Genomic DNA, 22,500 nt, shown 5'->3' on the forward strand with positions numbered 1-22,500 from the left:
CAGCATCTACAGCATCTACAGCATCTACAGCATCTACAGCATCTACAGCATCTACAGCATCTACAGCATCTACAGCATCTACAGCACAGTCTGACGTTGGCATAATACAAGCTCAATCTACTTTAGATTTAATGCAACAAATTCACCCAACCTTACCCAATAATTTTGTTGGTCAGCAACCAAATAAAAAAGAACCACAAATTATTATTGAAGAAATCCCCATTGAAATTGAAGATGATTTATTAAAAACCCTACATCTATAACCTAAGCCGTGCATAGCACGGCTTGTAGTTTTAATTGACTTGGCGAATCGGTTGTCCTTGTTGAAATGCCAATAGGTTTTCAATCATTTGCGTCACAATACTTTGCCGTGCATCTACACTTCCCCATGCACTATGCGGTGTAATGATTAAATTAGGGATACTATCATCATCTAATAATAGATTGCCTGCTACAGGTGGCTCAACGCTTAAAACGTCTGTGGCAGCCCCTGCAATAGTTTTATTAATTAAAGAAGCTTTGAGTGCCGCTTCATTGACAATACCACCACGAGCACAATTAATTAAAAAGGCGGAAGGCTTCATCTTTGACAATTCTGCTTCAGCAATTAAATCACGGGTTTCGTCGGTCAGTGGACAATGTAAGCTTAAAAAATCTACTTGCGATAACAGCTCATCTAAAGTCATACGCCCTTGTACGGACGGACGGTTTGGCAACTGTGCCACCAAAATTTTCATGCCAAAAGCTTCGGCAAGTTTTGCTACGGCTTGACCCAACTCACCAAAACCGACAATCCCTAAAGTTTTACCTGATAATTCAGAGATCGGAAAATCAAGCAAACAAAATTGCTGCGCTTGCTGCCATTTACCCTCACGTACTGCACGGTCGTATTTTAAAAATGAGGTGGCTAAATTTAGCATCAGCATTAAAGTATGTTGTGCCACAGCGGCTGTGCCATACCCTTGGCAATTACACACCACAATGCCTTGGGCGCGAGCTTGTGCTAAATCTACATTGTTGGTACCAGTGGCTGAAATTAAAATTAACTTAAGTTGTGGGCATTGCTTTAAGACAGCTGCATCAAGTTTAACTTTATTGGTCATCACCACATCCACATTTTGAATGCGTGATAAGACGTCTTCTGGACTGGTGCTTGCAAATAGCGCTAAGTGGCTAAAAACTTGGCTTAAACCGCTAAAATCTAAATCGTTTTGATCTAAGGATTGATAATCTAAAAATACCGCCTGCATGGGGGTCGATCCTACACACTGCAAAATCCCATTAAACCCAATTTAATTGTCCTTATTCAAGCATTAAAAAAGCCTGCTTATTCCACAGGCTTATTACTATGTTGACGAATGAGATAACGCATCTGTTTGACCACATAGGTCGCTAAACCCAATAACAATAGCAGTCCACTTGCCATGGTCAAATAAACCGGTGCACCTAAGGTTTCAGCAAAAGCGATATTGGGTAAGCATGCACCCATCAGGAGCAGTAACACTGACAATGCTTTTGGCATTTGACTCTCCTTGTGTCATAGATATGCCTGCTCTTTGATCTTAAGTCATCTAGTGATAAAAGCAAGCTGTGCCATGCTAGACCTAAGTGCAAGCCGATTTGGCACAGTTGCTGCTTAATCAATTTGCGTGACAAATTGGCTTTGCTCGTCTAAATGCGGGCTAAATTCGGTAGCACCAAACTCATTACTGTGCAAATTCAAATCCTTATAGCTAATCACATAATAGTCGCTATATTTTTTTAGCATTAAAGGATGCATGCCGACACCCAATGGATCTTGGACTTTGCACAATTTCATTACATGACGATCATTCATGGTAATTAAATACACTTCGTCATTGACCAAAATGCGCACCAAAGCATTGTGCTGTGCATAAATAGGAATCAAAAATTTATGGTTTAAATTAATGGCATCAAAGGTATAGCTTTCAATGTTTTGGCTAATGGCATTAAACACTAAGGCATGACCAAAACTATCCAGCAAATGATTGTGATTTTCTTGTGGCAAGTTAAATTGAATGCCTAATTTTTCAAGATCTTGCTGACTCACTTGTTTATTACTGAGTAATTCACGCACTAAACTTTGTTTGAGCTTGTTGTCAAAAAATTGCTGATCGAGTGCCAAATGGTTATTTTTTAAAATTTTCCCTAAAGCAAAGCGATGCCGCGGTAACAGGTTTTCAATCACTTTACGATAATAAAACTTACTATTTTTTTTGACCTGACGCATTTTTTGATAGAAAAACTCTGCATCAAATTCACGCGTTAAAAAGTCATGCAAAAGCTCTGAACTGGCCAAAATGGCAATCGCATCATGTCCGGTAAATGGCAAGTTTAAAGTATGTAAATTGGGTAAAACTGCTTTTAATTTTTCATAATGACGACGATCTTCAACACAATACGGATCATAAACAATAATGTACTCGCACTCTGTGCTGACATCCTGTGTAGTAACCCGCATATTTTGATTATTGTCTTTATGAAAGAACATGTTATAGCGCGGATCATCAACATCTTGCGGGTCAATTGAGTATTGCGGCACTAAGGCCACCACACGCTGACAGCCCAATTGTTGTGAATATTTAATCGCAGCATAACCGCCCATAGAACCTGCATAAGCAATACGTTGCTTAAATTTTGCCATAATAGGTGCAATGGCAATCAGCATGGCTTGCATGGATTTATGCGGAAACCATGAACGCTCTTTAGGCATAATGCCAATCACGTTAAACTGGTATTTGGCTAAGGACTTTTCGGCATTAATGTTGTTGCCTTTGGCGCGGGTAATTAAGTCACCAAACGAGAAAATTAGTTGCTCGGACTGACCGGGCATCCAAATCACACGAATATGCTCATCTTCAAAAATAATCTGTTTTTCCATGTTTCAACCAAAAGCGTTAGGCGCTTATTTTTATTACGAGGGTTACGATCCGCGAACCTACTTGTCAGCGCGATGAATAGTGTTATTTTATAGATATCAATAAGATTAAAAAGCACAAAATATGACACAATCATTGCATCCTGCCGCAGCCGTAGGCTTTGCTACAGCGGCAAAACTGTATCAAGATGTGCGTCCAAGTTATCCGCCTACCATACAGACTTGGTTACAACAACACTTAAAGCTCAATTCAAACAGCCATATTTTAGATCTAGGCAGTGGCACCGGTAAATTTATTCCACACTTACAAACGATCAGCTCACATATTATTGCAGCCGACCCCGTGGCCGCCATGCTTGAGCAGCTACAACAACAATTCCCTGATATTCATACCATACAAACTTTAAGCGAATCTTTACCGTTTCAGCCTGAGCAGTTTGACGCAGTGACCTGTGCGCAATCTTTTCATTGGTTTGCCAATACATCGGCACTGCAAGAAATCCATCGGGTGTTAAAACCCAATGCTGCTTTGGGCTTGATTTGGAATCAACGAGATGAAAATGTGCCATGGGTTAAAGCACTTGCCGATGTGATACAAACACTTGAAGGTGATACACCACGTTTTCATAGTGGTCATTGGAAAAAAGTCTTTGAAGATCAAACACTCTTTGCTATGGTAGACCAACAAGTATTACAACACCAACACATCGGAACAGTGCAACAGGTGGTGTCAAAGCGTTTGCTTTCGACCAGTTTTATTGCTGCTTTAGCAAAAGAGCAACAGCAACAGCTCAAACAACAATTTGAACAGATTGTCTTTGAACATACTGGTTTAACGGCAGATCAGGAAATTTGCTTTCCCTATCAAACCTTTGCCTATTACTTTCAAAAACTGCCATAAATAAGAATGAGGGCACGTTATGCGTATGCTTTATTTGCTAGCGCCAATGATCTTGACAGGTTTAATCTTGGCTGCATGTCATGAACCTGTAGAAACGCCTAAGGCGCAAGATAGCGTCATGCAACAACTGATCAACGCACCAGTTAAAACTTTTGCTTTAACCCAATATGATCAACATGACATTAGCATCTTAAACGATTACGACAACCGTTTTAATGAGATGAGTGATGCCACAGAAGATGAATTAATTGCTATGCGTGAGGCAGGCACGTTGAGTGAAGACTTTGCCTTATTGCGTAAACGTGACAACATTGGCTCAGCTTTAATCATGCTAAAAGATTTAGATTTAAAAACTGAGCAAGGTCGTTATATTCAAGGCATTATGTATGAATATTGGCAGCAGCAAGATCAATTGTATGCAGCCAGAATCACCGGCAGCAATACACTACGCCAACAAGACATTGCTATGCAAGGCATTGGGCATTTTTTACATGCTCACCAACAACTTGAGCATTGGCAAGCACAATATCAACCTTAAGGCTTAAGATGGCTTAGGTATCTATGCACGCCATGTCCTGCTGCACGTCCTGTGGCAAAACATGCCGTCAGCAGATAACCGCCTGTTGGTGCATCCCAATCTAGCATTTCACCGCATGCAAAGATATGTGGCTGTGTACTAAGTGCCAAGTGTTCAGTAAAAAATTCACGGCGTATACCACCTGCACAACTAATGGCTTCTTCAATAGGACGAAAACCATCTAATCTTAGCGTTAAATGTTTAATGGCCCCAGCCAATTGAACATGATCTTGCCAAATTTCTTTTGCAACCAATTCACGTACCAAATTGGCTTTGGCACTATCTAAACCTGCTTTACGCCAAATATTGCTCAAAGACTGCTTTTTACTTGGCTTAAGTTTTTGGCTTAACTCGTCTAGGCTTAATTCAGGCATTAAATCTAAACTTAAGCACATCTTGCCTTGTTGCTGCTGCATGTCACGTAAAGCACGCCCTTGTTTATAGATTAAGCCACTTTCTAAACCATAGTGGCTAATCACAATATCACCCATGGCTTTGTCGCCATGTTCAACCCATGCATGTACGCGTTTTAAGGGCTGCCCAAACACAGGCTGCATAAACTTAGACCACGCATATTCAACCCCTGCGTTACTGGCTTGAAAAGGTGCAATACTGTTAGGATCTAGCCATGCTTGCCATGCGCCATCACTGCCAAGCGCAGACCATGATATAGCGCCACAGGCTAAAACAATGGCATCAAATTCTTCTTCACGTAAACAATTATTTTTCAGGTCATATACGCTTAAGCAATGATCGTTTAAGTTTTTCACTTGATGACGATAAAAAAACTCTACCCCAGCCGCGTTAAGACGTTTTAACCACGCACGCAATAAAGGCGCAGCTTTCATCTCCATGGGAAAAATACGGCCTGATGAACCCACATACGAAGCAATGCCTAAATCTTGCATCCAAGCTTGGATCCATTTGGCATCCCATTTTTTCACCCACGGCGCCAGCCAATCACATTGGTCATAACGCTGAATAAACTGCGCTATATCTTCAGCATGTGAAATATTTAAACCGGTTTTACCCGCCATTAAAAATTTACGCGCCGCTGAAGGCTTTTGTTCAAACACCTGTACCTGATAATTGAGTTGGCTTAAGACTTCTGCTGCCATTAAGCCTGCCGGCCCAGCACCCACAATTGCAATCCGTTTCATGCTTTATTCTGCTGCCACATGCTGCCCTTGTAATGGGGCAAAATCTTCAAAACGTGTTGTATAGCCCACAGGCTTGGTGATAATCAATTGCTGACACAATTCACCACGCTGTAAATATTTCACTTCAAAATGGGTACGCGCTGAAGTTGAGGCAATTTTTTCTTTTACAAATGGCAGTTTCCACACATCAATCAATTGCTGCTGTGCTTCTTGAATATATTCTGGAATATTACTGGCTAAGGTGATTTGACCACCAGTTTTTAAACGCGATAATAAATATTCAAAAAATGGCATATTCAACCAACGCTGCGCGGGGTTATGCGGTTCTGGATTTGGGTACAAAATAAAAAAATCTTCAACCTGCCGAGGGAATAAAGCATGTACCACCCAAGGTAAGGCATCGGCATGGACCGGTGTTAAATTATGTTGCCCTTCAATTTGATGCTGCTTTTGCATCGCCAAAAATTTCTCGCGAGTACGTTCAATGGCAATTAAAGTCCGATCTGGATTGGCTTGGCTAAATAGCAAGGCATGCTTACCCTTGCCTGCGCCAATTTCTACACAAATTGGGCTGTTGTTGATGGCTTGAAAGTCACGTGGTGCACGCATACGTTGGGCTTGAAATTGACGAATTGGCATAATCAGATCAAACTTAGAAAAATCAGCACAAGTCTAACAAGTGTGCTTGATTTTGCCTAATCTATTGCTGAGGTTAAAGATACATTATGCCAACTCAACTCCAATGCCCACGCTGCGGTAACACCACCACATGGCAATGCAATGACTTTCGTCCATTTTGTTCTGAACGCTGCAAGCTGATTGATTTAGGCGCTTGGGCAAGTGATGCATATAAAATCCCAACCCAAGATGCCCCACAAGCCTTGGGCGATCCAGATGAAAATCAACACTAAGATCATAGTGATAATGTTGCATTTTGTTGTATTTTGTCCTAGAAAATGATCCTTATTTCACACAAAATATCCCTCTATCATTTGGTTGCATATTTATATAAGAGGGATATAAACATGACAGCATTAACGTTAAAACTAACCTTTGCCGCTTTAGTCGGATTAGGGATGTGTTTTTTAGCCATGGGGATCTACGCAAACGATCATATTTATTTGGTGATTGGTGCGTTGCTTGAGTGTGCCGCAGCATTGGTTTTTCCAGAAATTGGACGCGTGCATCGTCATCCATTTCGTTAAAAAGGGTCAAATTATTTGACCCTTTTTTAAGTTAGCCAGCTTTGCCTGCCACAAATGGATTATGCATTTTTTCATGTCCAATGGTTGATATTGGACCATGGCCTGAAATAAATTGCGTGTCATCGGGCAGGCTAAAGCATTCACGTTCAATAGAATCAAGCAACTGCTGATGGTTACCGCGTGGGAAATCTGTGCGTCCAATTGAGCCTTTAAACAACACATCACCTGTCCATAATACGCCATAGTTTTTGTTATAAAACATCACATGACCTGGGGTATGACCTGGGGCAAAGCGTACTTCAAATTCTTCACTGCCAAGCGTTAAGACTTCACCACCTTCAAGCCATTGATCAACAGTCACTTTTTCTGGAATTGGAAAGCCATAACGCGCTGAAACTTCTTGAATTTGATCCAACCAAAATGCATCTTCTTTATGCGGCCCAATCACAGGCACATTCCAAAGTTGTTTGAGTTTACCTACTGCACCAGCATGATCTAAATGCCCATGGGTTAGCCATAAAGCTTTTACGGTTAAACCCAATTCATCAATCACGCCTTGCAATTTTTCAGGCTCACCACCGGCATCAATTAAAATGGCTTCTTTGCTGTCTTGATCCCAAACAATTGAACAGTTTTGGGCAAATGCCGTGACCGGCACAATTTGAACTTGCAACATGGGAAATCCTTAAGGCGAAATGGCCAAAGTTTGGCGTAAGGCTTCAAGATTAGCTTGAAGCAAATGGCTGAGCAATTGTAAATGATCACTACGAGTGTTTAAGGCAGGAATATAGGCATAGCTTTGCCCACCTGCAGCTTTAAAGTTCTCTGCATTTTCAATCGCAAGCTCTTCTAGGGTTTCTAAACAGTCGGCAGAAAAAGCTGGACTCATAATCTGTACCGATTTCACCCCTTGTTTGGCCCAATCTTCTAACAAAGCATCGGTATAAGGTTTGACCCATTCTTGCTTACCAAAACGCGATTGGAAACTCACCGCCCATTGATCTTCTGTTAAACCTAACTGCTGTGCGACTAGCTTTGCGGTGCTGCGACAACGATCAGCATAAGGGTCACCTTTATCAGCATAAGGCTGTGGAATACCATGAAAGGACATCAAGAGTTTATCGGCACTGCCATGCTCTGCTCTAAAATCACGTACGCTTTGTGCTAAAGCCTGAATATAAAGCGGATGCTGATAATAATCGCGAACAATACTAATACCCGGCAAATTACGTTGCTTTAAAGTCCACTTGGCTAATGCATCATACAGTGGTGCGGTAGATGTGGCTGAATACTGCGGAAACAATGGCAATAAAATAAGATGATCATGCGGATCTTGGGTTAAATTTTGTAGTACCTGTTGAATGCCCGGATTACCATAACTCATAGCAGGCACAATATTGAGTTCAAATTCCGGGAATTGCTGCGGCAGCTGAGCTTGAATCTGCTTAACTTGCTCAAACAAAATCTCACGCATAGGTGAATCTTCACGCCAAACACTGGCATAAGCTTCTGCCACACGCTTTGGTCGAAAAGGTAAAATAAACAATCTTAAAATGATTTGCCAAATCGGTTTTGGAATTTCAATCACACGCTGATCTGATAAAAATTGCGCTAAAAAACGACGTACCCCAGCAACGCTGGCTTCGTCTGGCGTACCTAAATTGGCAACAATAATGCTCACTTTTGGTTTTTTTACCGACGTCATACAACTGGCACCTTCATCAATATGCGCTTACTTTAACAGCTTTTTTAACCTTGACTCTATGGATTAATTTGAAGATTTTAATTGAGAAACACGATGACTATCGAGCAAACGACTCTCGACCAGTTTTTGTGCTTTTGGGGTCATTTTCCACAATAAGCGTTGTCGCTCGTCACGGGTTTGTGGACAAATCCATTCATTGCGACGCATTTGCGCTTTAATACTATGCAATGCGCGGATATTAATTTGCGCGCGTGCCACCGCATGTACCCGTGGCATCTGTAAACGGGCTTGATCAATTGCGGTATCGTTTAGGTAATCATTTAACCGTTTATTGAAATATTCTTCTGGCATGGCACGCAAAAAGGTATCGCTTAAAGTCAGTAACAATTGTGCCCAACTGATTTTTTTAATGAGTTTAAGTTCCTTAAAGTTACCATCTTGATAGGCATGAATGCGATATTCAAACTCAAAATCATCATGCATGGCCACTTTTTGAATATTCAGCACAGGGTCAGCTTCACGTTTGCCTTGATCAACTTCAAGTTGCGTCAGTTGATGTTTAAGCTTTTCAATTTCATCCAGTAGCTTTTGCGTACCTTCTGGTCGCACCCAACCTTGTGCCGGATAACGCTCAAGCATTTGTGGCATTTGGCGGCGCAATACCAACTCTAAATCACGCAGGCTGCGGTAGTAAAATATATGCTCATTTTCATTGCACACTTGCTGACGAAATTCATAAAATTTTTGTTGTGATTCAATTTTCTCATCTGCCAGAGCCGCTGCACGGCTTTCTGGTGCTTCATGCACAATCACAAGAATAGGTTTTTGCTTACTTTTGGCATACAAATATTCAAGATGTAAGTAGCTGACTCCCGAAACTGACAACTCACCATATTGACTGCCTAATATTAAAATCAGGTAATCACTTTCATCAATCTGACGACGCGCAAAAGCAGTCGTGACAGGCGTACGTTGTGCTAAGCCCCACGAGAAAAATCCCATGCCAATCAATGTTTGGCTTAACGTCATACGCTCAGGTAGCATATCAAGCCCTGATGTTGCAATAAACACCTGATAACGTTTGTCCTGCATCCCCATTCCCCAAGTCATTTGTGTCTTCATCCCAAAGTGCTTAATTTAAGTTAGCAATCGTCCATGACATTTGTGTTGTAATTAAATGATTTAAAATTGGTTTTAACGTGACTGCATTACCACCACTGACATAGCAATCAATTTGGCTGGTTGTCTCTTGCCTTTGAGCACATAGCAAGCCATGTTTAATTAAGATTCTTGCCGTTTGCCGTGCCACAGCCAAACCTGAGTCCACCAAGGTCAATTGTGCTGGAAACAGATGTTCAATTGCAGGTTTTAAAAATGGATAATGCGTACAACCTAACACCAAGTGATCTACCCCTTGCTCAATCAGTGGTGCTAAGAGTTTGTGTAATGTATCTAAACATGCTGCGCTCATCTGCTGGCCGGCCTCAACAAAAGGCACTAGGTCCAGACACGTTACTGCCACAACATCTACCCTAGCAGGTTCTGCAAAACGTGCGATAACATCTTTAATCAATTTACCGCGGAAGGTTGCAGGCGTGGCTAAAACTGCTACTTTTTTAGTTTTAGTATTTAAAACAGCAGGTTTTAAAGCCGGTACTAAACCAATAATCGGAAAGTTATCACCATAGTGATCACGTAAGTAATCTAAACTAAATGCCGATGCCGTATTACACGCCACCACCGCCACTTTACAGCCTTGTCGATACAACCATTCAATCGCATGTGCGGTGAGTTCACGAATCTCTTGATCAGAGCGTGGCCCATAAGGCACATGTGCAGTATCAGCAAAATATACAATGCGCTCATGCGGCAGGTAATGGGCAATCTCAAGTGCCACCGATAACCCACCTATACCTGAATCAAAGATGCCAATGGGCGCATCAGCTTGTGCTTTGGGCATAGGATCGATTAAATCAGGTAAAGGATAGCGCGTGCTCATAGCCAGTAAAGTGCGAAAAAGAATCTGACAAGCTTAACTCTCAGCTTTGTAATTGCAAGTAAAAATCACCACTTTGTAGCTGTAAAATTGTTGTGCCTTGATCAGTTTCCAGCAGCTGCCCCATCTCAATGAGATGGAAAAATGCTGCACGCTCAATTAAAGCGTTAATCCCATAACGTACATGTACATAAGGACGCATTTGCCCTTGATAGTCACGCATAAAGATTGAATGTGCCTCATCAACAATCACCACATCATCATGATCTGTCATCAACTGAATATAAGACTTGCCTTCAATTTCAACTTGCGCTGCTGATTGAATCAATAAAGGCTCATCTTCGACCTCAATTTCAATCATCTCCACCGGCGTTTTTAAATAAAATTTTTGATCCTGTTTCCAAAGTACACTGGCAAATAAATCGGTTAAGGCTTTACGCTGAATCAATTGCCCTTCATGCCACCATTCGCCATTGGCCAACACCTTTAAATCCATCTTGCCACAGTGTTGTGGATTCCACTGCGCTAAAGGTGGTATGGCTTTTTTGTGACCCACCTGTGCACTTTTTAAGTATTGTGCTATTGAGTTTAAGTTTTTATTATCAAGACTTGCTGAATTTTGCGTCGGATGATCAGCATTATTTTGATTTTGCATAGTTAAATACCCGTCAGACGTAAAAATAAAAGGAGTCTGCCGATTGGCTAGAACTCGGTTTAAAACTATACTAACCCACAATCAAGGTGTGATGCCAAATCATGCTGCGGTATTCAGAGCACTCATGGCAGCGCCGATTTTAAAAATCATCGGTTGCCACCCTTAAATAATATGAGGAGTCCTACATGGAACACATCGAACGTGAATCGATGGAGTTTGACGTTGTTATCGTTGGTGCAGGCCCTGCCGGCCTTTCTGCTGCGATTAAAATTCGTCAACTTGCAATTGAAAATAACCTAAACGATTTGTCCGTTTGTGTCGTGGAAAAGGGCTCCGAAGTCGGTGCACACATTTTATCTGGCGCGGTGTTAGAACCACGTGCTATGAATGAATTGTTCCCAGATTGGAAAGAACAAGGCGCACCATTAAACGTGCCGGTGACAGAAGATAAAACCTACTTCTTAATGTCAGACACAGATGCCAAAGAAGTGCCGCATTGGATGGTGCCAAAAACCATGCACAATGATGGCAACTATGTCATCTCACTCGGTAACGTGGTCCGTTGGTTAAATACCAAAGCTGAAGAACTCGAAGTGTCTGTGTTCCCAGGCTTTGCTGCTTCTGAAATTTTGTATCATGCTGATGGTACAGTCAAAGGTATTCAAACCAGCGACATGGGCATTGGTAAAGATGGCGAACCTACGCATAACTTTATGCCGGGTTATGAGCTGCATGCCAAATACACATTATTTGCTGAAGGCTGCCGTGGTCATTTAGGTAAACGCTTAATTTCTCAATTTAATCTTGATCAAGATGCCGACCCTCAACATTACGGCATTGGTATTAAAGAACTATGGGAAATTGACCCTGCCAAGCATAAAGCTGGTACGGTGATGCACGGCGCAGGTTGGCCTTTAACTGAAACTGGTTCGTCAGGCGGTTGGTGGTTATACCACGCAGAAAACAACCAAGTGACCTTGGGTATGATTGTGGATTTGTCTTATCGAAACCCACACATGTATCCATTCATGGAAATGCAGCGTTGGAAAACTCATCCTTTAATTAAGCAAGTATTAGAAGGCGGTAAACGCATTTCTTATGGCGCACGTGCTGTAGTCAAAGGCGGTTTTAACGCGCTACCAAAATTCACCTTCCCAGGTGGTTGCCTGATTGGTGATGACGCAGGTTTCTTAAACTTTGCCAAAATCAAAGGCTCACACACAGCCATGAAATCGGGCATGTTATGTGGTGAAGCGGTATTTGAAGCCATTGCAGCCGGCGTAGAAAAAGGTGGTGATTTAGCCATTGCCCGTGTCACTGAAGGCGATGACGTATTTATTAAAGAAGTCACAGCCTACACCGACAAGTTTAACAACAGTTGGCTCAAAGAAGAGTTATACAACGCGCGTAACTTTGGCCCTGCCATGCATAAATTTGGTACCTTTGGTGGCGGTGCCTTTAACTTTATCGACCAAAATGTCTTTAAAGTGCCATTTACCTTACATGACTTAGTACCTGACTTTAGTGCTTTAAAAACAGTCGATGCAGTCAACTTTAAGCCCAACTATCCAAAACCAGATGGCAAGCTGACCTTTGACCGTTTGTCTTCTGTGTTTGTATCCAATACGGTACATGAAGAGAATCAGCCGGCGCATTTAAAACTGACCGATGCTTCAATTCCAGTGAACGTTAACTTACCAAAATGGGATGAGCCTGCTCAGCGTTACTGCCCTGCGGGTGTTTATGAAATCATGGACAATGATGATGGTTCTAAGCGTTTCCAAATTAACGCGGCCAACTGTGTGCATTGTAAGACTTGTGATATCAAAGACCCATCACAAAACATTACTTGGGTAACCCCTGAGGGTGGCGGTGGTCCTAATTACCCTAACATGTAATGTTAGTGTAACCTTGCCAAGCATTGCTTCTCATACCCGAATATGTAATGTGCCATAAGAACAAGCCTGTCTTTTTCTTAAAGCATAAAAAATCCCTGCCATGTGCAGGGATTTTTTGATTTAGCCTTTTTGTACTAAATAATGAAATTCTTTATTGCCTTGTTCATCCAGACATTCTTCTTGTAACAACAATTCATGCCCTAAATGCATACAAAATTTAGGAATATCCCATGAGGTTGAGTTGTCGGTGGCAAAGACTTCAACCACATCACCAGATTTGGATTTACGAATCGCTTGATGCAACATCATCACCGGTTCAGGACAACGTAAACCACGGGTATTAAGTTGAATACTTGGAACAATATCGGCCATGACCACGCTCAGAATAAAAAACCGCAATTATTTTAACATATCTTCAGCAAAGTTAAATTCTGCCCAAGCTCAGGCATGTTTATCCATAGACAAGTGCTGTTTCTGCGGTATGATTCAAACTATGTTTTTTGATATTAAGAGTCTTTAGGAAAGATCATGCACGAGGAATCAGGCCCATCGTGGGGTATGCGCGGTTTACGCAAATGGTTAGGTACCGCGCCAGAAACCCGCGATGAATTGCTAAAATTAGTACAAGATTCACGTCGATTTTTAGAACCCGACACAGTGGCTATGTTAGAAGGTGTACTTGACCTTCCGGCTACTAAAATTCGTGAAGTCATGACCCAACGTCCGGCGATGGTCAGTTTACAAGAAGATGATCAGTTAATTGATATCTTGCCGGTCTTGGTTGAGTCTGCACATTCACGTTTTCCGGTGTTTTCGGTAGAACAGCCCGACAATGTGGTGGGGATTTTATTGGCCAAAGATTTATTGCCGTTTTTATTAAATCCCGGTCAAAGTATTCATGTACATGCCCTCATGCGTCAGCCTTTATTTGTGCCCGAAAGCGCACGTTCAGATCAAGTGCTACGCATGCTAAAAAACACCCAAACGCATATTGCCATTGTGGTGGATGAATATGGCTCAACCGCAGGTTTAGTCACCTTAGAAGATATCTTAGAAGAAATTGTGGGTGAAATTGAAGACGAACACGATACAGCCGATGCCGAATCTGATTATATTGTTCCCGATCAAGACCCACAAACTACCAATACATGGTTAGTGCAAGCCCTAACCCCGATTGAATACTTTAACAATATGCTCAACACAAATTTCCCTGACGATGAAGTGGAAACCATGGGCGGTTTATTGCTGCAAGAGATTGGCTTGGTCAGTGATTTACAAGGTCAAACCGTAACCATTGACCATTGGCAGTTCACTATTTTAAAAGCCGATGCGCGTAGCATTCAATTGATTCAGGCTGTGCGTCAATGAGAGCGTACTTCAACAAATTAGCCCGTGATGTAGAGCAAAAAAAAGCTTTGCCACTGATTTATCCCTTACTCTTAGCACTCATCGCAGGCGCAATTTTTAGTTTTAGCTTGGCGCCCTTTGAACAGTGGTATCTTGCCCTGCTCTCACCGGCTTTACTGTATGCAGCGCTGCATAAACGCTCGCCTGTGCATGCTTTTGCCATTGGCTTAAGTTATGGCATTGGTTTATGGTTTGTGGGTGCGTTTTGGCTGTATACCTCAATTCATGTGTATGGTGATACCGCAGCGCCACTTGCTATTTTAATGATTGCCGTAATGGCTGTGCTCATGGGATTATTTAGCGCGTTTCAGGCATGGAGTTATCGTCGCTTTTTCCCTGAAACACCGCTGACCTTTGCGCCATTGTGGGTATTGTTTGAATGGGCAAAAACTTGGGTATTTACCGGTTTCCCATGGTTGTTTGCAGGTTATGCCTTTACTGGTTATTTCTTAGATGGCTATGCACCTTTGTTTGGGGTGTTTGGCGTGTCATTTGTGGTGATTATCTTAGCCTGTGCTCTGGTCGAGTTATGCCGCAAACGCTTGATTTGGCTAGTGCCATCAGCAGTTTTACTCATTGGTGCATGGGCAGCCAGTCAGATTGAATTTGTGAAACAAAAAGCAACTGCGCCGCTTTCGGTGTCTTTGATTCAAGGCAATATTCCTCAAGATTTAAAATGGCTGACCGAATATCAAGGCAAAACCTTGAGTATTTATGCAGATTTAACCCGTAGCGAATGGGGACGCGATTTAATTGTCTGGCCTGAATCATCGATCCCGATGTTCCAAACTGACATTCAGCCATTTTTAGCGGCTATGCAACAGCAAGCACAAAATACAGGCAGTGCATGGGTCACCGGTATTCCGTATTGGGATTTGGCCGAATCGCAACGTGAACAGCATCCCATGTTCTATAACAGTATTATGGCCAGTGGTACACAAGCTGAAGGCATTTATAAAAAGCAACGCTTAGTGCCTTTTGGTGAATATATTCCACTGTCAGGACTGTTAAGTTGGGTATTGCCGGCCTTACAAAATGACCCATCAATGAGTGGCTTTAGTCGTGGTGCCAGTGATCAAACACCACTTAAGGTTCATCAGCATCACTTAGGCGCAGCAATTTGTTATGAAGTGGCTTATCCGAATTTAACCCGTCGTAATGCCAGTCAAAGTGATTTCTTGGTGACCGTATCTAATGATGCATGGTTTACCGGTACAGCAGGACCGTTACAACATTTGCAAATGGTACAAATGCGTGCCAAAGAAAATGGTCGTTGGTTTATTCGTGCCACCAATACCGGCGTAACCGCTATTATTAATCATCATGGGGAAATCGTAAAACGTGCCCCAATGGATCAAGCTGTGGTATTACGTGGTGAGTTGCCTGCGATGCAAGGACAGACCTTATATACGCGTTTAAGTGATTGGCCAATTATTGTGGTGTCACTGTTATTACTGTTGTTGGGTTGGTTCTTCCGACCAAAGAAAGTTGATGTGTCATTTAAATCACGTCGTTAACTACCAAAAACCGAGGTTCATGCCTCGGTTTTTTTTACAGCTGACAACTTAAATACGACAACATACTGGCAAGCGATAGCATCGGTACATAACGATACAGCTGTATTACACGCTGCTCAAGCACCGTCATCTCTTGCTGCTGTAATTTGGCAAGCGTGGCCTGTAAAGCAAAGTAAAAACTTAATAGCGTGACGGCACTAAATAAACTAATGGCAAAAAACCCCACCATAATTTGACTACTACCTTCGGTGGCTTGCCAGCCATTTAAAAACATTTGACTCATCGGCAATAAGCTCAGTACCAACAGCACCGATTTCAACATAGACCAATGGAATTGGTTGATTTCATCCGACAAAATTAACGCTTTCATTCCATCCTCCTTCGTCAAAAACGTTGCGATGAGGACATTATGCGAGTTTGTTTTTTAAATAAAAAGCCTATTTGTCTACATATTTTTCGATTATTGTAATCATTAAATATGGGAATAATTCTTATTATAAGTCGCATCTATCAATTATTATTTTAATTTATATAAATCATTAACTTAATATAATTTATGGTATTAAGATGTATTATCACTTCAGTCTAGATTGACACAATCGATGCACTGAAGTGATATATTCAATCTATTAAAATTTTAGAATGATTCTCAATTAAGGCTGATAGTAAATATCGGCATCTGTGCCTTCACCACCTTCTTGACCATCGGCACCAAATGAGTATAAATCAAAGGCACGACCTTCACTGCCCGGCGCGATATATTGTAGGTCATTGTCCCAACTGTCTTTTGGATAACCACCTTTTACATAGCCGCCTGGCATCCAATTTTTGGCTGACTCAGGCTGCGTGACCAATGCTTCTAAACCACCATCTTGCATGCTTGGATAACGACTGTTGTCTAACTTATATTGATCCAATGCACCTGCCACGCCTTTTAAGGTAATAGCGGTGGTATCCACTTTGGCTTTTTCACCACGTCCCATTACATTGGGTACGATTAAGGCAGCTAACACGCCTAAAATTACAATCACCACCATCACTTCAATCAGGGTAAAACCCGCGGCACGTTTTAGACGTGGCATGTTATATTTTGCTGTATTCATGTTCATCTCGTTCATACACATTTTATTAAATCATATTATTCATATTGACAATCGGCAGCATCACGGCAATCACAATCACCAACACAATACTGGCCATGAGCACCAACATTAACGGCTCAAGCAAAGCCAATAAAGTGCTAATTAAACTGGTGACTTCGCGATCTTGCATGGTCGATGAGCGCTCTAACATGCGATCTAACTCACCTGAGCTTTCACCGCTTTTGATCATTTGTACCATCATGGGTGGAAAATAACTACTGCGCTCTAATTGCGTACCTAAGTTGCCCCCTTCGGTGACTTTTTCTGCTGCTAGATTCACAGCATCACGAATCACCCAATTATTACTCACCGCTGCGGCAATTTTAAGTGCATCCACAAGCGGAACACCCGATTGGGTCAAAATAGATAAGGTACTGGCAAAGCGTGCGGCATTAATGCCACGCGATAATTTCCCCAATAAGGGCAATTTTAAAATCAAACGGTCAAACGCATAATGTCCTGCATCGGTTTTTAAAAAGCGTAGCCATAACAGGCCACCCACCACACTCATGACCAACATTGCAGGCCATGCCACACGGATTAAATCACTCGCTTGCATTAAAGCCACGGTAATCCACGGCAAGGCTTCAGGATTTTGGTCAAAGGTTTTAACAATATCCGGCACCACATAGGTCATTAAACCCATAACAATTGCAAACGACATCAGCATTAAAATGATCGGGTAGATCATGGCACCCTGAATCTTTTTTTGCATGGCAAAACGATTTTCGGTGTAATCGGCCAACTGTTCCAAAATTAGATCTAAATGCCCTGAGCGTTCACCTGCGGCAATGGTGGCAATATAAAGTTCAGGAAAACGTCCGGCTTGATCAAGGGCTTTGGCCAATGAATAACCTTCAAGTACTTTTGAACGTACTGCAATTAAGACATTACGCACATGGGCTTTTTCACTTTGTTTACTGACCGCACGTAATGCTTCTTCTAAAGGAATCGAGGCGGCAATTAACACAGACAACTGACGGGTCATGAGTGCTAAATCATAAGCGCTGACTTTTTTATGCCACCATGCACGTTGGCTTGCATCTTGTTGTTGTTCTACCGGCTCTACACGAATGGGTTGTAACTGTTGATCGCGCAATTGCTGTCGAATTTGGCGTGCCGAGTCGGCTTCAAGTACGCCTTTATGTTGTTTTCCTGCAGCATCAAGCGCAGTAAATTGATATGCAGGCATGTGAATGCTCTAATTTTTCCTAAAAAAATCCCTGAACTTCAGTTGCGCCACAGACGCAAAATCATTCATAGTGAGGGCTATAAAATGTGTGATCACTCTAACATAACTCTTTATCACATACCCATTGCATTTACCTTGTCAAGTTGAGCGTACTATGTCCAATCTTAACTATCGTGTTCGTGTGGCCGTACCGGTTCACCTCTACGATTGCTTTGATTATTTGTTGTCTGAAAGTCAATATCAGCAAGCCCAAGTCGGTGCGCGTGTGACCGTATCGTTTGGTCGACAAAACTTAGTGGGCATCATTATTGAAAAGCTCGCACCCGATGCACCAATTGCGCCACATATTAAACTAAAAAGTATTACCGAATTATTAGACGATGCGGCAATTTTTGATGCCAATAGCTTAAAACTGCTCACTTGGGCGTCTAAATACTACCAATTTCCCTTAGGCGAAGTCTTACATAGCGCCTTGCCAAGTTTATTGCGTCAAGGACGACCGTATAATTTGTTGGCTCGTATGTGGCGAGTGCTCGATTTAATCGCAGAAAATAAAATTAAACGCTCTGAAAAACAGCAAGAAGCGTATAAAATTTTAAAGCTACACCCTACCGGCACGGCAGAAAATATTCTCAATTTAGCCGGCATTGAAACCGCGACTTTAAAAGCTTTGGAAAAAAAAGGCATTATTGATTGTGTGTTGGAAGCTCAAGACTTTAGCCCCATCCCCATGACTTTGGCACACATGCCATTAACTGCCAATGATGAACAAAAGCTCGCCATTCAAAGTATTTTAAAAGCTAAAAATAAATATCACGCATTTTTACTCGATGGTTTAACCGGCAGTGGCAAAACCGAAGTGTATTTGCAGGTGATGCACGAGGTACTCAAACAAGGCAAACAAGTCTTGGTATTGGTGCCTGAAATTGGTTTGACCCCACAAACCATTAGCCGTTTTCAATCACGCTTTCATTGCAATATTGCCCTCATGCATTCAGGGCTAAACGACTCAAAACGCCTACAAGCATGGCAACACGCCCAAACAGGCAAAGCATCCATTATTTTAGGCACACGTTCAGCAATTTTTGCACCGATGCATAATTTAGGCTTAATCATCTTAGATGAAGAACATGATTTGTCTTTTAAACAACAAGAAAGTTTTCGTTATCATGCCCGTGATGTCGCTTTGTACCGTGCCTACTTACAACAATGCCCGATTGTTTTAGGTTCTGCCACACCAAGCATTGACAGTTATGCGCTTGTGCAGCAAGGCAAAATGACTGCTCTGCAACTTAACCAACGTGCCGGTAGCGCAGTGATGCCCAAAATCCATGTCTTGGATTTAAAAGCTGAGCATAAAGTCCAAGGCATCAGCCAAAGTTTGATTGGTGAAATTGGCAAACGCTTAGAAAAACAAGAACAAGTGTTGGTGTTTTTAAACCGTCGCGGTTATGCACCTGTATTAATTTGTGATAGCTGTGCATGGCAAGCCAAATGCCCACACTGCGACGCCAATTTTACCGTGCATCAGCAACCTTATTTACATTTGCATTGTCATCACTGTGGCACAATTCAACGTCAACCTGATCAGTGCCCAAGTTGTCAGCATAAAGAACTCAAGCCAATTGGCTTGGCCACTGCAAAAGTTGAAGAGCAACTCAATCAGCTTTTTCCCGATTATCCTGTGTTACGTGTCGATCGTGACTCAACCAGTCGGGTCGGCAGTTGGCAAAAAATTTATGACAAGATTCATAGTAGCGAGCCGCTGATTTTATTGGGTACACAAATGTTAGCTAAAGGTCATCATTTTCCCTATGTGACTTTGGTGGCGATTTTAGATATAGATTCAGGTTTACTCAGTGTTGATTTTCGGGCCCCTGAACGTACCGCACAATTGATTATTCAAGTTGCAGGCCGTGCCGGTCGTGGGGAGCGTAAAGGTGATGTATATTTACAAACCCTACGGCCTGATCATCCGTTACTAAGTACTTTAGTCAATAATGACTATCGCGCATTTGCCAAACAAACCTTAAGCGAGCGTGAGATTGCGCAATTACCACCCTTTCGTTATGCCGCATTGCTACGCTGTGAATCACGCTTACAAGAACAAAATTTAGATTTCTTGCAACAACATGCCACTTTTTTACGTGAAATGTCTAATGATACCATCACCATTTGGGGTCCCATTCCCGCGCCTATGGAGCGTAAAGCCAACCGCTTTCATGCGCATATGGTGATGTTGGCACAAGATCGTGCACAATTGCATCTACAGTTACGTACCTGGTGGCCAAATCTGTTGCAACAAAAACCCTCACAGATGAAACTGAGCCTTGATATTGACCCACAAGAATTAAGCTAACTTACCGCTTGAACTGCTGTTTACCACAGGACGCTGCATGTCTTTACTTATACAACTGACGATCATCTTGGCGTTTGCCTTGGTCTTGGTGCCTATGACCAAGTCTTTAGGACTCCCCTCTTTGCTCGGCTATGTCATCACAGGGATTATGCTTGGGCCTTTTGCTTTAAATTTGATTGATTTAAGTGTGGAACTCAAACAACTGCAACACTTAGGTCTGCTGTTCTTATTGTTTTTAGTGGGCATGCAACTGCATCCTGCGCGTTTAATTTCAATCCGTAAACAAACGCTTCAATTGCCTATTGCTGCATGGCTCATTTTAAGCAGCCTAGGCACAGTGCTTGGTGTTTTCGCTTTAGGTTTAACTGTGCTGCAAAGCTTAGTCATCAGTGGTGGGTTAAGTTTGCTGAGTTTTAGCTTATTGCAGCAGCAACTTAATACCATCTTAAATTCTCGTATTACCCAAAAATTAACACAATTTGGCTTAGTGCAAAGCTTAATTGCTGCAATTTTTATGGCTATGTTGCCACTATTTAATATGGCCTCACCTCAACATGGCTTGGCTTATGTGATGAGTTTAGTGGCTGCAATCAGTGGTTTATATTTACTACAACGTTATGTGCTACAACCCGTATTTGATCTATTAGAAAAAACACATACCCATGAACTCATCCTAGCCAGTGCTGTGTTTAGTGCCAGTTTAAGTTTTATTGCTTTAGAGGCATTAGGCATTCATGCCACTTTAGCCGCCATGCTTGCTGGTTTTTTAATTTCTGATTCACGTTTTGAACAGCGTTTAAAACTGTATATTCGTCCCTTACAAGGTTTAGTTTTTGCTGCATTTTTTATTGTTTTGGGGCTTAGCCTGCCATTACAACGCATTGTTGAGCAGCCGTTATTTTTAGGCCTAGGTTTAATTACATTATTATTGGTTAAAATGCTGCTGTATGTTGCACTAAACCGCTATTTTAAAGCCTCTTGGCCAGACAGCACTTTAAGCGCAGCCGCTTTACTTAGTAGTGGTGAATTTGGTTTTATCTTGCTGTATATGGCCTTTGAAAAACAAATCGCCAATGCAGCTTTACTTGAACCTTACTTAATTTTATTGATGTTGAGTTTTTTACTGTCACCATTTTTATTCATTGCAGTCCAACGCTACTTGTTGCCGCGTCTCCAACAAGCAGACACTGGCTCACAACATCTAGTCAACGCTCCTTTATTGATTATTGGGTTTGGGCGGTTTGGACAATTGGTGGCACGCGTGGCACATCTGCAACACACCCCATTTACAGCCATCGACAGTCATCTCAAAGCTGATTTAGCCCTAGAAGCCTATGGGGGAAGTTTGCATGTTTTAGATGCCACCGACGCCACACAACTAGAAACAATGACCTTAGCACAAGTTAAAGTTACAGTGATTGCCGTGGATGATGTAGAAGACAATATTAATATTGTGCGTTATTTACAGTTAAATTATCCTGAGATTGAGCTTTTTGTACGTGCTCGTGACCGTCATCATGCACATCTATTAAAAGATTTAGGCATTGCCCATATTTGGCGAGAAACCTATTTATCTGCTTTAGAATTGGCCGAGCAAAGTTTGGCATCTTTAAACAAGCAAGATGAACCTCTGATGACGAGTATAGAAGAGTTTCGAATTCACGACCAAACATTACAACGCCAACAACAGCATATCGAATATGATGATACTAAGCTGTATCAAACTCAAGAGGCAGCTTTAGATGAACTGGCTTACTTATTTCAACAAGATGCTGAGTTTAAGGCCAAGCGCCTTGCGAAACTCAAGCGTGATTTAAGCCCATCCACATCACAACAGATGAAGCTAGATGACTTGTGATTTACAATATAGCCACCATTAAGACAGGG

At 41.9% G+C, this 22,500-nt stretch carries 24 protein-coding genes; 10 read left to right on the plus strand and 14 right to left on the minus strand.

Annotated elements, in window-relative coordinates; genetic code table 11:
• Positions 1 to 263 (plus strand): hypothetical protein (locus Q0Z55_RS06675; protein ID WP_297426026.1); only part of this gene is annotated, 263 nt, incomplete at its 5' end.
• Between the two features lie 30 nt (positions 264 to 293).
• On the opposite strand, the gene Q0Z55_RS06680 is transcribed toward Q0Z55_RS06675, so the two are convergent.
• From Q0Z55_RS06680 to Q0Z55_RS06690, 3 genes are all read right to left on the minus strand, one after another.
• Positions 294 to 1,250, minus strand: coding sequence for a 2-hydroxyacid dehydrogenase (locus Q0Z55_RS06680; protein WP_297426030.1), 957 nt, complete (start codon positions 1,248 to 1,250; stop codon positions 294 to 296).
• Positions 1,251 to 1,327: 77 nt separating this feature from the next.
• Positions 1,328 to 1,522, minus strand: a complete 195-nt coding sequence (locus Q0Z55_RS06685; protein WP_297426033.1) for a hypothetical protein — start codon at positions 1,520 to 1,522, stop codon at positions 1,328 to 1,330.
• Between the two features lie 114 nt (positions 1,523 to 1,636).
• A complete protein-coding gene (locus Q0Z55_RS06690; RefSeq protein ID WP_297426036.1) occupies positions 1,637 to 2,902 on the minus strand; it encodes a hypothetical protein in 1,266 nt (421 codons plus the stop codon).
• A 121-nt stretch (positions 2,903 to 3,023) separates the two neighbouring features.
• On the opposite strand from Q0Z55_RS06690, the gene Q0Z55_RS06695 reads away from it, so the two are divergent.
• Together Q0Z55_RS06695 and Q0Z55_RS06700 are read left to right on the plus strand one after the other, a co-directional pair.
• Positions 3,024 to 3,800 carry a class I SAM-dependent methyltransferase gene (locus Q0Z55_RS06695; protein ID WP_297426039.1) on the plus strand — a complete coding sequence of 259 codons (777 nt, stop codon included), beginning with the start codon at positions 3,024 to 3,026 and terminating at the stop codon, positions 3,798 to 3,800.
• Between the two features lie 19 nt (positions 3,801 to 3,819).
• Entirely contained in the window at positions 3,820 to 4,338 is a 519-nt protein-coding gene (locus tag Q0Z55_RS06700) for a hypothetical protein (RefSeq protein ID WP_297426042.1), read from the plus strand.
• Here the strand turns inward: Q0Z55_RS06700 and Q0Z55_RS06705 are convergent.
• Entirely contained in the window at positions 4,335 to 5,537 is a 1,203-nt protein-coding gene (locus tag Q0Z55_RS06705; protein WP_297426045.1) for a TIGR03862 family flavoprotein, read from the minus strand. The genes Q0Z55_RS06700 and Q0Z55_RS06705 overlap by 4 nt on opposite strands.
• A gap of 3 nt (positions 5,538 to 5,540) precedes the next feature.
• Positions 5,541 to 6,182 carry an SAM-dependent methyltransferase gene (locus tag Q0Z55_RS06710; protein WP_297426179.1) on the minus strand — a complete coding sequence of 214 codons (642 nt, stop codon included), beginning with the start codon at positions 6,180 to 6,182 and terminating at the stop codon, positions 5,541 to 5,543.
• Positions 6,183 to 6,262: 80 nt separating this feature from the next.
• Here Q0Z55_RS06710 and Q0Z55_RS06715 point away from each other — a divergent pair, with 80 nt between their 5' ends.
• A complete protein-coding gene (locus Q0Z55_RS06715) occupies positions 6,263 to 6,448 on the plus strand; it encodes a DNA gyrase inhibitor YacG (protein WP_297426048.1) in 186 nt (61 codons plus the stop codon).
• 114 nt (positions 6,449 to 6,562) lie between these two features.
• Positions 6,563 to 6,742, plus strand: coding sequence for a hypothetical protein (locus Q0Z55_RS06720; RefSeq protein WP_297426051.1), 180 nt, complete (start codon positions 6,563 to 6,565; stop codon positions 6,740 to 6,742).
• A 31-nt stretch (positions 6,743 to 6,773) separates the two neighbouring features.
• Here the strand turns inward: Q0Z55_RS06720 and Q0Z55_RS06725 are convergent, their stop codons facing one another.
• The 5 genes from Q0Z55_RS06725 to Q0Z55_RS06745 all read right to left on the minus strand — a co-directional run bounded on the left by Q0Z55_RS06725 (position 6,774) and on the right by Q0Z55_RS06745 (position 11,098).
• Positions 6,774 to 7,418 carry an MBL fold metallo-hydrolase gene (locus Q0Z55_RS06725; protein ID WP_297426054.1) on the minus strand — a complete coding sequence of 215 codons (645 nt, stop codon included), beginning with the start codon at positions 7,416 to 7,418 and terminating at the stop codon, positions 6,774 to 6,776.
• Positions 7,419 to 7,427: 9 nt separating this feature from the next.
• Entirely contained in the window at positions 7,428 to 8,447 is a 1,020-nt protein-coding gene (gene hemH, locus Q0Z55_RS06730; RefSeq protein WP_297426057.1) for a ferrochelatase, read from the minus strand.
• A gap of 63 nt (positions 8,448 to 8,510) precedes the next feature.
• Positions 8,511 to 9,539, minus strand: coding sequence for a DUF4062 domain-containing protein (locus Q0Z55_RS06735; protein WP_297426182.1), 1,029 nt, complete (start codon positions 9,537 to 9,539; stop codon positions 8,511 to 8,513).
• A gap of 40 nt (positions 9,540 to 9,579) precedes the next feature.
• Positions 9,580 to 10,446, minus strand: coding sequence for a glutamate racemase (gene murI / locus Q0Z55_RS06740; RefSeq protein WP_297426060.1), 867 nt, complete (start codon positions 10,444 to 10,446; stop codon positions 9,580 to 9,582).
• 40 nt (positions 10,447 to 10,486) lie between these two features.
• A complete protein-coding gene (locus tag Q0Z55_RS06745) occupies positions 10,487 to 11,098 on the minus strand; it encodes a DUF1285 domain-containing protein (protein WP_297426063.1) in 612 nt (203 codons plus the stop codon).
• Between the two features lie 185 nt (positions 11,099 to 11,283).
• Between Q0Z55_RS06745 and Q0Z55_RS06750 the strand changes: the two genes are divergently transcribed.
• Positions 11,284 to 12,996: an electron transfer flavoprotein-ubiquinone oxidoreductase gene (locus tag Q0Z55_RS06750; RefSeq protein ID WP_297426068.1), complete on the plus strand. Its 1,713-nt coding sequence runs from the start codon at positions 11,284 to 11,286 to the stop codon at positions 12,994 to 12,996.
• Positions 12,997 to 13,116: 120 nt separating this feature from the next.
• On the opposite strand, the gene tusA is transcribed toward Q0Z55_RS06750, so the two are convergent.
• On the minus strand, positions 13,117 to 13,368 hold the full coding sequence (gene tusA, locus Q0Z55_RS06755) for a sulfurtransferase TusA (RefSeq protein WP_297426070.1): 252 nt from the start codon (positions 13,366 to 13,368) through the stop codon (positions 13,117 to 13,119).
• A gap of 156 nt (positions 13,369 to 13,524) precedes the next feature.
• On the opposite strand from tusA, the gene Q0Z55_RS06760 reads away from it, so the two are divergent.
• Complete coding sequence (locus tag Q0Z55_RS06760) at positions 13,525 to 14,364, plus strand: transporter associated domain-containing protein (protein WP_297426073.1); 840 nt, start codon at positions 13,525 to 13,527, stop codon at positions 14,362 to 14,364.
• Positions 14,361 to 15,920, plus strand: coding sequence for an apolipoprotein N-acyltransferase (gene lnt, locus Q0Z55_RS06765; protein WP_297426076.1), 1,560 nt, complete (start codon positions 14,361 to 14,363; stop codon positions 15,918 to 15,920). Before Q0Z55_RS06760 ends, lnt begins: the two co-directional genes overlap by 4 nt.
• Before the next feature lie 34 nt (positions 15,921 to 15,954).
• On the opposite strand, the gene Q0Z55_RS06770 is transcribed toward lnt, so the two are convergent.
• The 3 genes from Q0Z55_RS06770 to gspF all read right to left on the minus strand — a co-directional run bounded on the left by Q0Z55_RS06770 (position 15,955) and on the right by gspF (position 18,254).
• Positions 15,955 to 16,290, minus strand: coding sequence for a hypothetical protein (locus tag Q0Z55_RS06770; RefSeq protein WP_297426079.1), 336 nt, complete (start codon positions 16,288 to 16,290; stop codon positions 15,955 to 15,957).
• Positions 16,291 to 16,573: 283 nt separating this feature from the next.
• A complete protein-coding gene (gene gspG / locus Q0Z55_RS06775) occupies positions 16,574 to 17,038 on the minus strand; it encodes a type II secretion system major pseudopilin GspG (protein WP_297426082.1) in 465 nt (154 codons plus the stop codon).
• A gap of 10 nt (positions 17,039 to 17,048) precedes the next feature.
• Positions 17,049 to 18,254 (minus strand): type II secretion system inner membrane protein GspF, encoded by a 1,206-nt coding sequence (gene gspF / locus Q0Z55_RS06780; protein ID WP_297426086.1) that lies wholly within the window; start codon positions 18,252 to 18,254, stop codon positions 17,049 to 17,051.
• Between the two features lie 154 nt (positions 18,255 to 18,408).
• On the opposite strand from gspF, the gene Q0Z55_RS06785 reads away from it, so the two are divergent.
• Both Q0Z55_RS06785 and Q0Z55_RS06790 read left to right on the plus strand, forming a co-directional pair.
• The gene (locus Q0Z55_RS06785; RefSeq protein WP_297426088.1) at positions 18,409 to 20,613 is read left to right on the plus strand and encodes a primosomal protein N'; all 2,205 of its coding nucleotides are present in this window, start codon (positions 18,409 to 18,411) and stop codon (positions 20,611 to 20,613) included.
• Between the two features lie 37 nt (positions 20,614 to 20,650).
• Positions 20,651 to 22,471, plus strand: coding sequence for a cation:proton antiporter (locus tag Q0Z55_RS06790; protein ID WP_297426091.1), 1,821 nt, complete (start codon positions 20,651 to 20,653; stop codon positions 22,469 to 22,471).
• The last annotated feature ends 29 nt before the right edge of the window (positions 22,472 to 22,500 follow it).

Origin of the sequence: uncultured Acinetobacter sp. (assembly GCF_947626835.1) — a bacterium.
Taxonomy (GTDB): Bacteria; Pseudomonadota; Gammaproteobacteria; order Pseudomonadales; family Moraxellaceae; genus Acinetobacter.

Excerpts from the sequence above, each read along its gene's own strand:
- Q0Z55_RS06680 (WP_297426030.1), bottom strand. The coding sequence starts at position 1,250 with ATGCAGGCGGTATTTTTAGATTATCAATCCTTAGATCAAAACGATTTA.
- Q0Z55_RS06685 (WP_297426033.1), bottom strand. The coding sequence starts at position 1,522 with ATGCCAAAAGCATTGTCAGTGTTACTGCTCCTGATGGGTGCATGCTTA.
- Q0Z55_RS06690 (WP_297426036.1), bottom strand. The coding sequence starts at position 2,902 with ATGGAAAAACAGATTATTTTTGAAGATGAGCATATTCGTGTGATTTGG.
- Q0Z55_RS06695 (WP_297426039.1), top strand. The coding sequence starts at position 3,024 with ATGACACAATCATTGCATCCTGCCGCAGCCGTAGGCTTTGCTACAGCG.
- Q0Z55_RS06700 (WP_297426042.1), top strand. The coding sequence starts at position 3,820 with ATGCGTATGCTTTATTTGCTAGCGCCAATGATCTTGACAGGTTTAATC.
- Q0Z55_RS06705 (WP_297426045.1), bottom strand. The coding sequence starts at position 5,537 with ATGAAACGGATTGCAATTGTGGGTGCTGGGCCGGCAGGCTTAATGGCA.
- Q0Z55_RS06715 (WP_297426048.1), top strand. The coding sequence starts at position 6,263 with ATGCCAACTCAACTCCAATGCCCACGCTGCGGTAACACCACCACATGG.
- Q0Z55_RS06720 (WP_297426051.1), top strand. The coding sequence starts at position 6,563 with ATGACAGCATTAACGTTAAAACTAACCTTTGCCGCTTTAGTCGGATTA.
- Q0Z55_RS06725 (WP_297426054.1), bottom strand. The coding sequence starts at position 7,418 with ATGTTGCAAGTTCAAATTGTGCCGGTCACGGCATTTGCCCAAAACTGT.
- hemH (WP_297426057.1), bottom strand. The coding sequence starts at position 8,447 with ATGACGTCGGTAAAAAAACCAAAAGTGAGCATTATTGTTGCCAATTTA.
- Q0Z55_RS06735 (WP_297426182.1), bottom strand. The coding sequence starts at position 9,539 with ATGCAGGACAAACGTTATCAGGTGTTTATTGCAACATCAGGGCTTGAT.
- murI (WP_297426060.1), bottom strand. The coding sequence starts at position 10,446 with ATGAGCACGCGCTATCCTTTACCTGATTTAATCGATCCTATGCCCAAA.
- Q0Z55_RS06745 (WP_297426063.1), bottom strand. The coding sequence starts at position 11,098 with ATGCAAAATCAAAATAATGCTGATCATCCGACGCAAAATTCAGCAAGT.
- Q0Z55_RS06750 (WP_297426068.1), top strand. The coding sequence starts at position 11,284 with ATGGAACACATCGAACGTGAATCGATGGAGTTTGACGTTGTTATCGTT.
- tusA (WP_297426070.1), bottom strand. The coding sequence starts at position 13,368 with ATGGCCGATATTGTTCCAAGTATTCAACTTAATACCCGTGGTTTACGT.
- Q0Z55_RS06760 (WP_297426073.1), top strand. The coding sequence starts at position 13,525 with ATGCACGAGGAATCAGGCCCATCGTGGGGTATGCGCGGTTTACGCAAA.
- lnt (WP_297426076.1), top strand. The coding sequence starts at position 14,361 with ATGAGAGCGTACTTCAACAAATTAGCCCGTGATGTAGAGCAAAAAAAA.
- Q0Z55_RS06770 (WP_297426079.1), bottom strand. The coding sequence starts at position 16,290 with ATGAAAGCGTTAATTTTGTCGGATGAAATCAACCAATTCCATTGGTCT.
- gspG (WP_297426082.1), bottom strand. The coding sequence starts at position 17,038 with ATGAACGAGATGAACATGAATACAGCAAAATATAACATGCCACGTCTA.
- gspF (WP_297426086.1), bottom strand. The coding sequence starts at position 18,254 with ATGCCTGCATATCAATTTACTGCGCTTGATGCTGCAGGAAAACAACAT.
- Q0Z55_RS06785 (WP_297426088.1), top strand. The coding sequence starts at position 18,409 with ATGTCCAATCTTAACTATCGTGTTCGTGTGGCCGTACCGGTTCACCTC.
- Q0Z55_RS06790 (WP_297426091.1), top strand. The coding sequence starts at position 20,651 with ATGTCTTTACTTATACAACTGACGATCATCTTGGCGTTTGCCTTGGTC.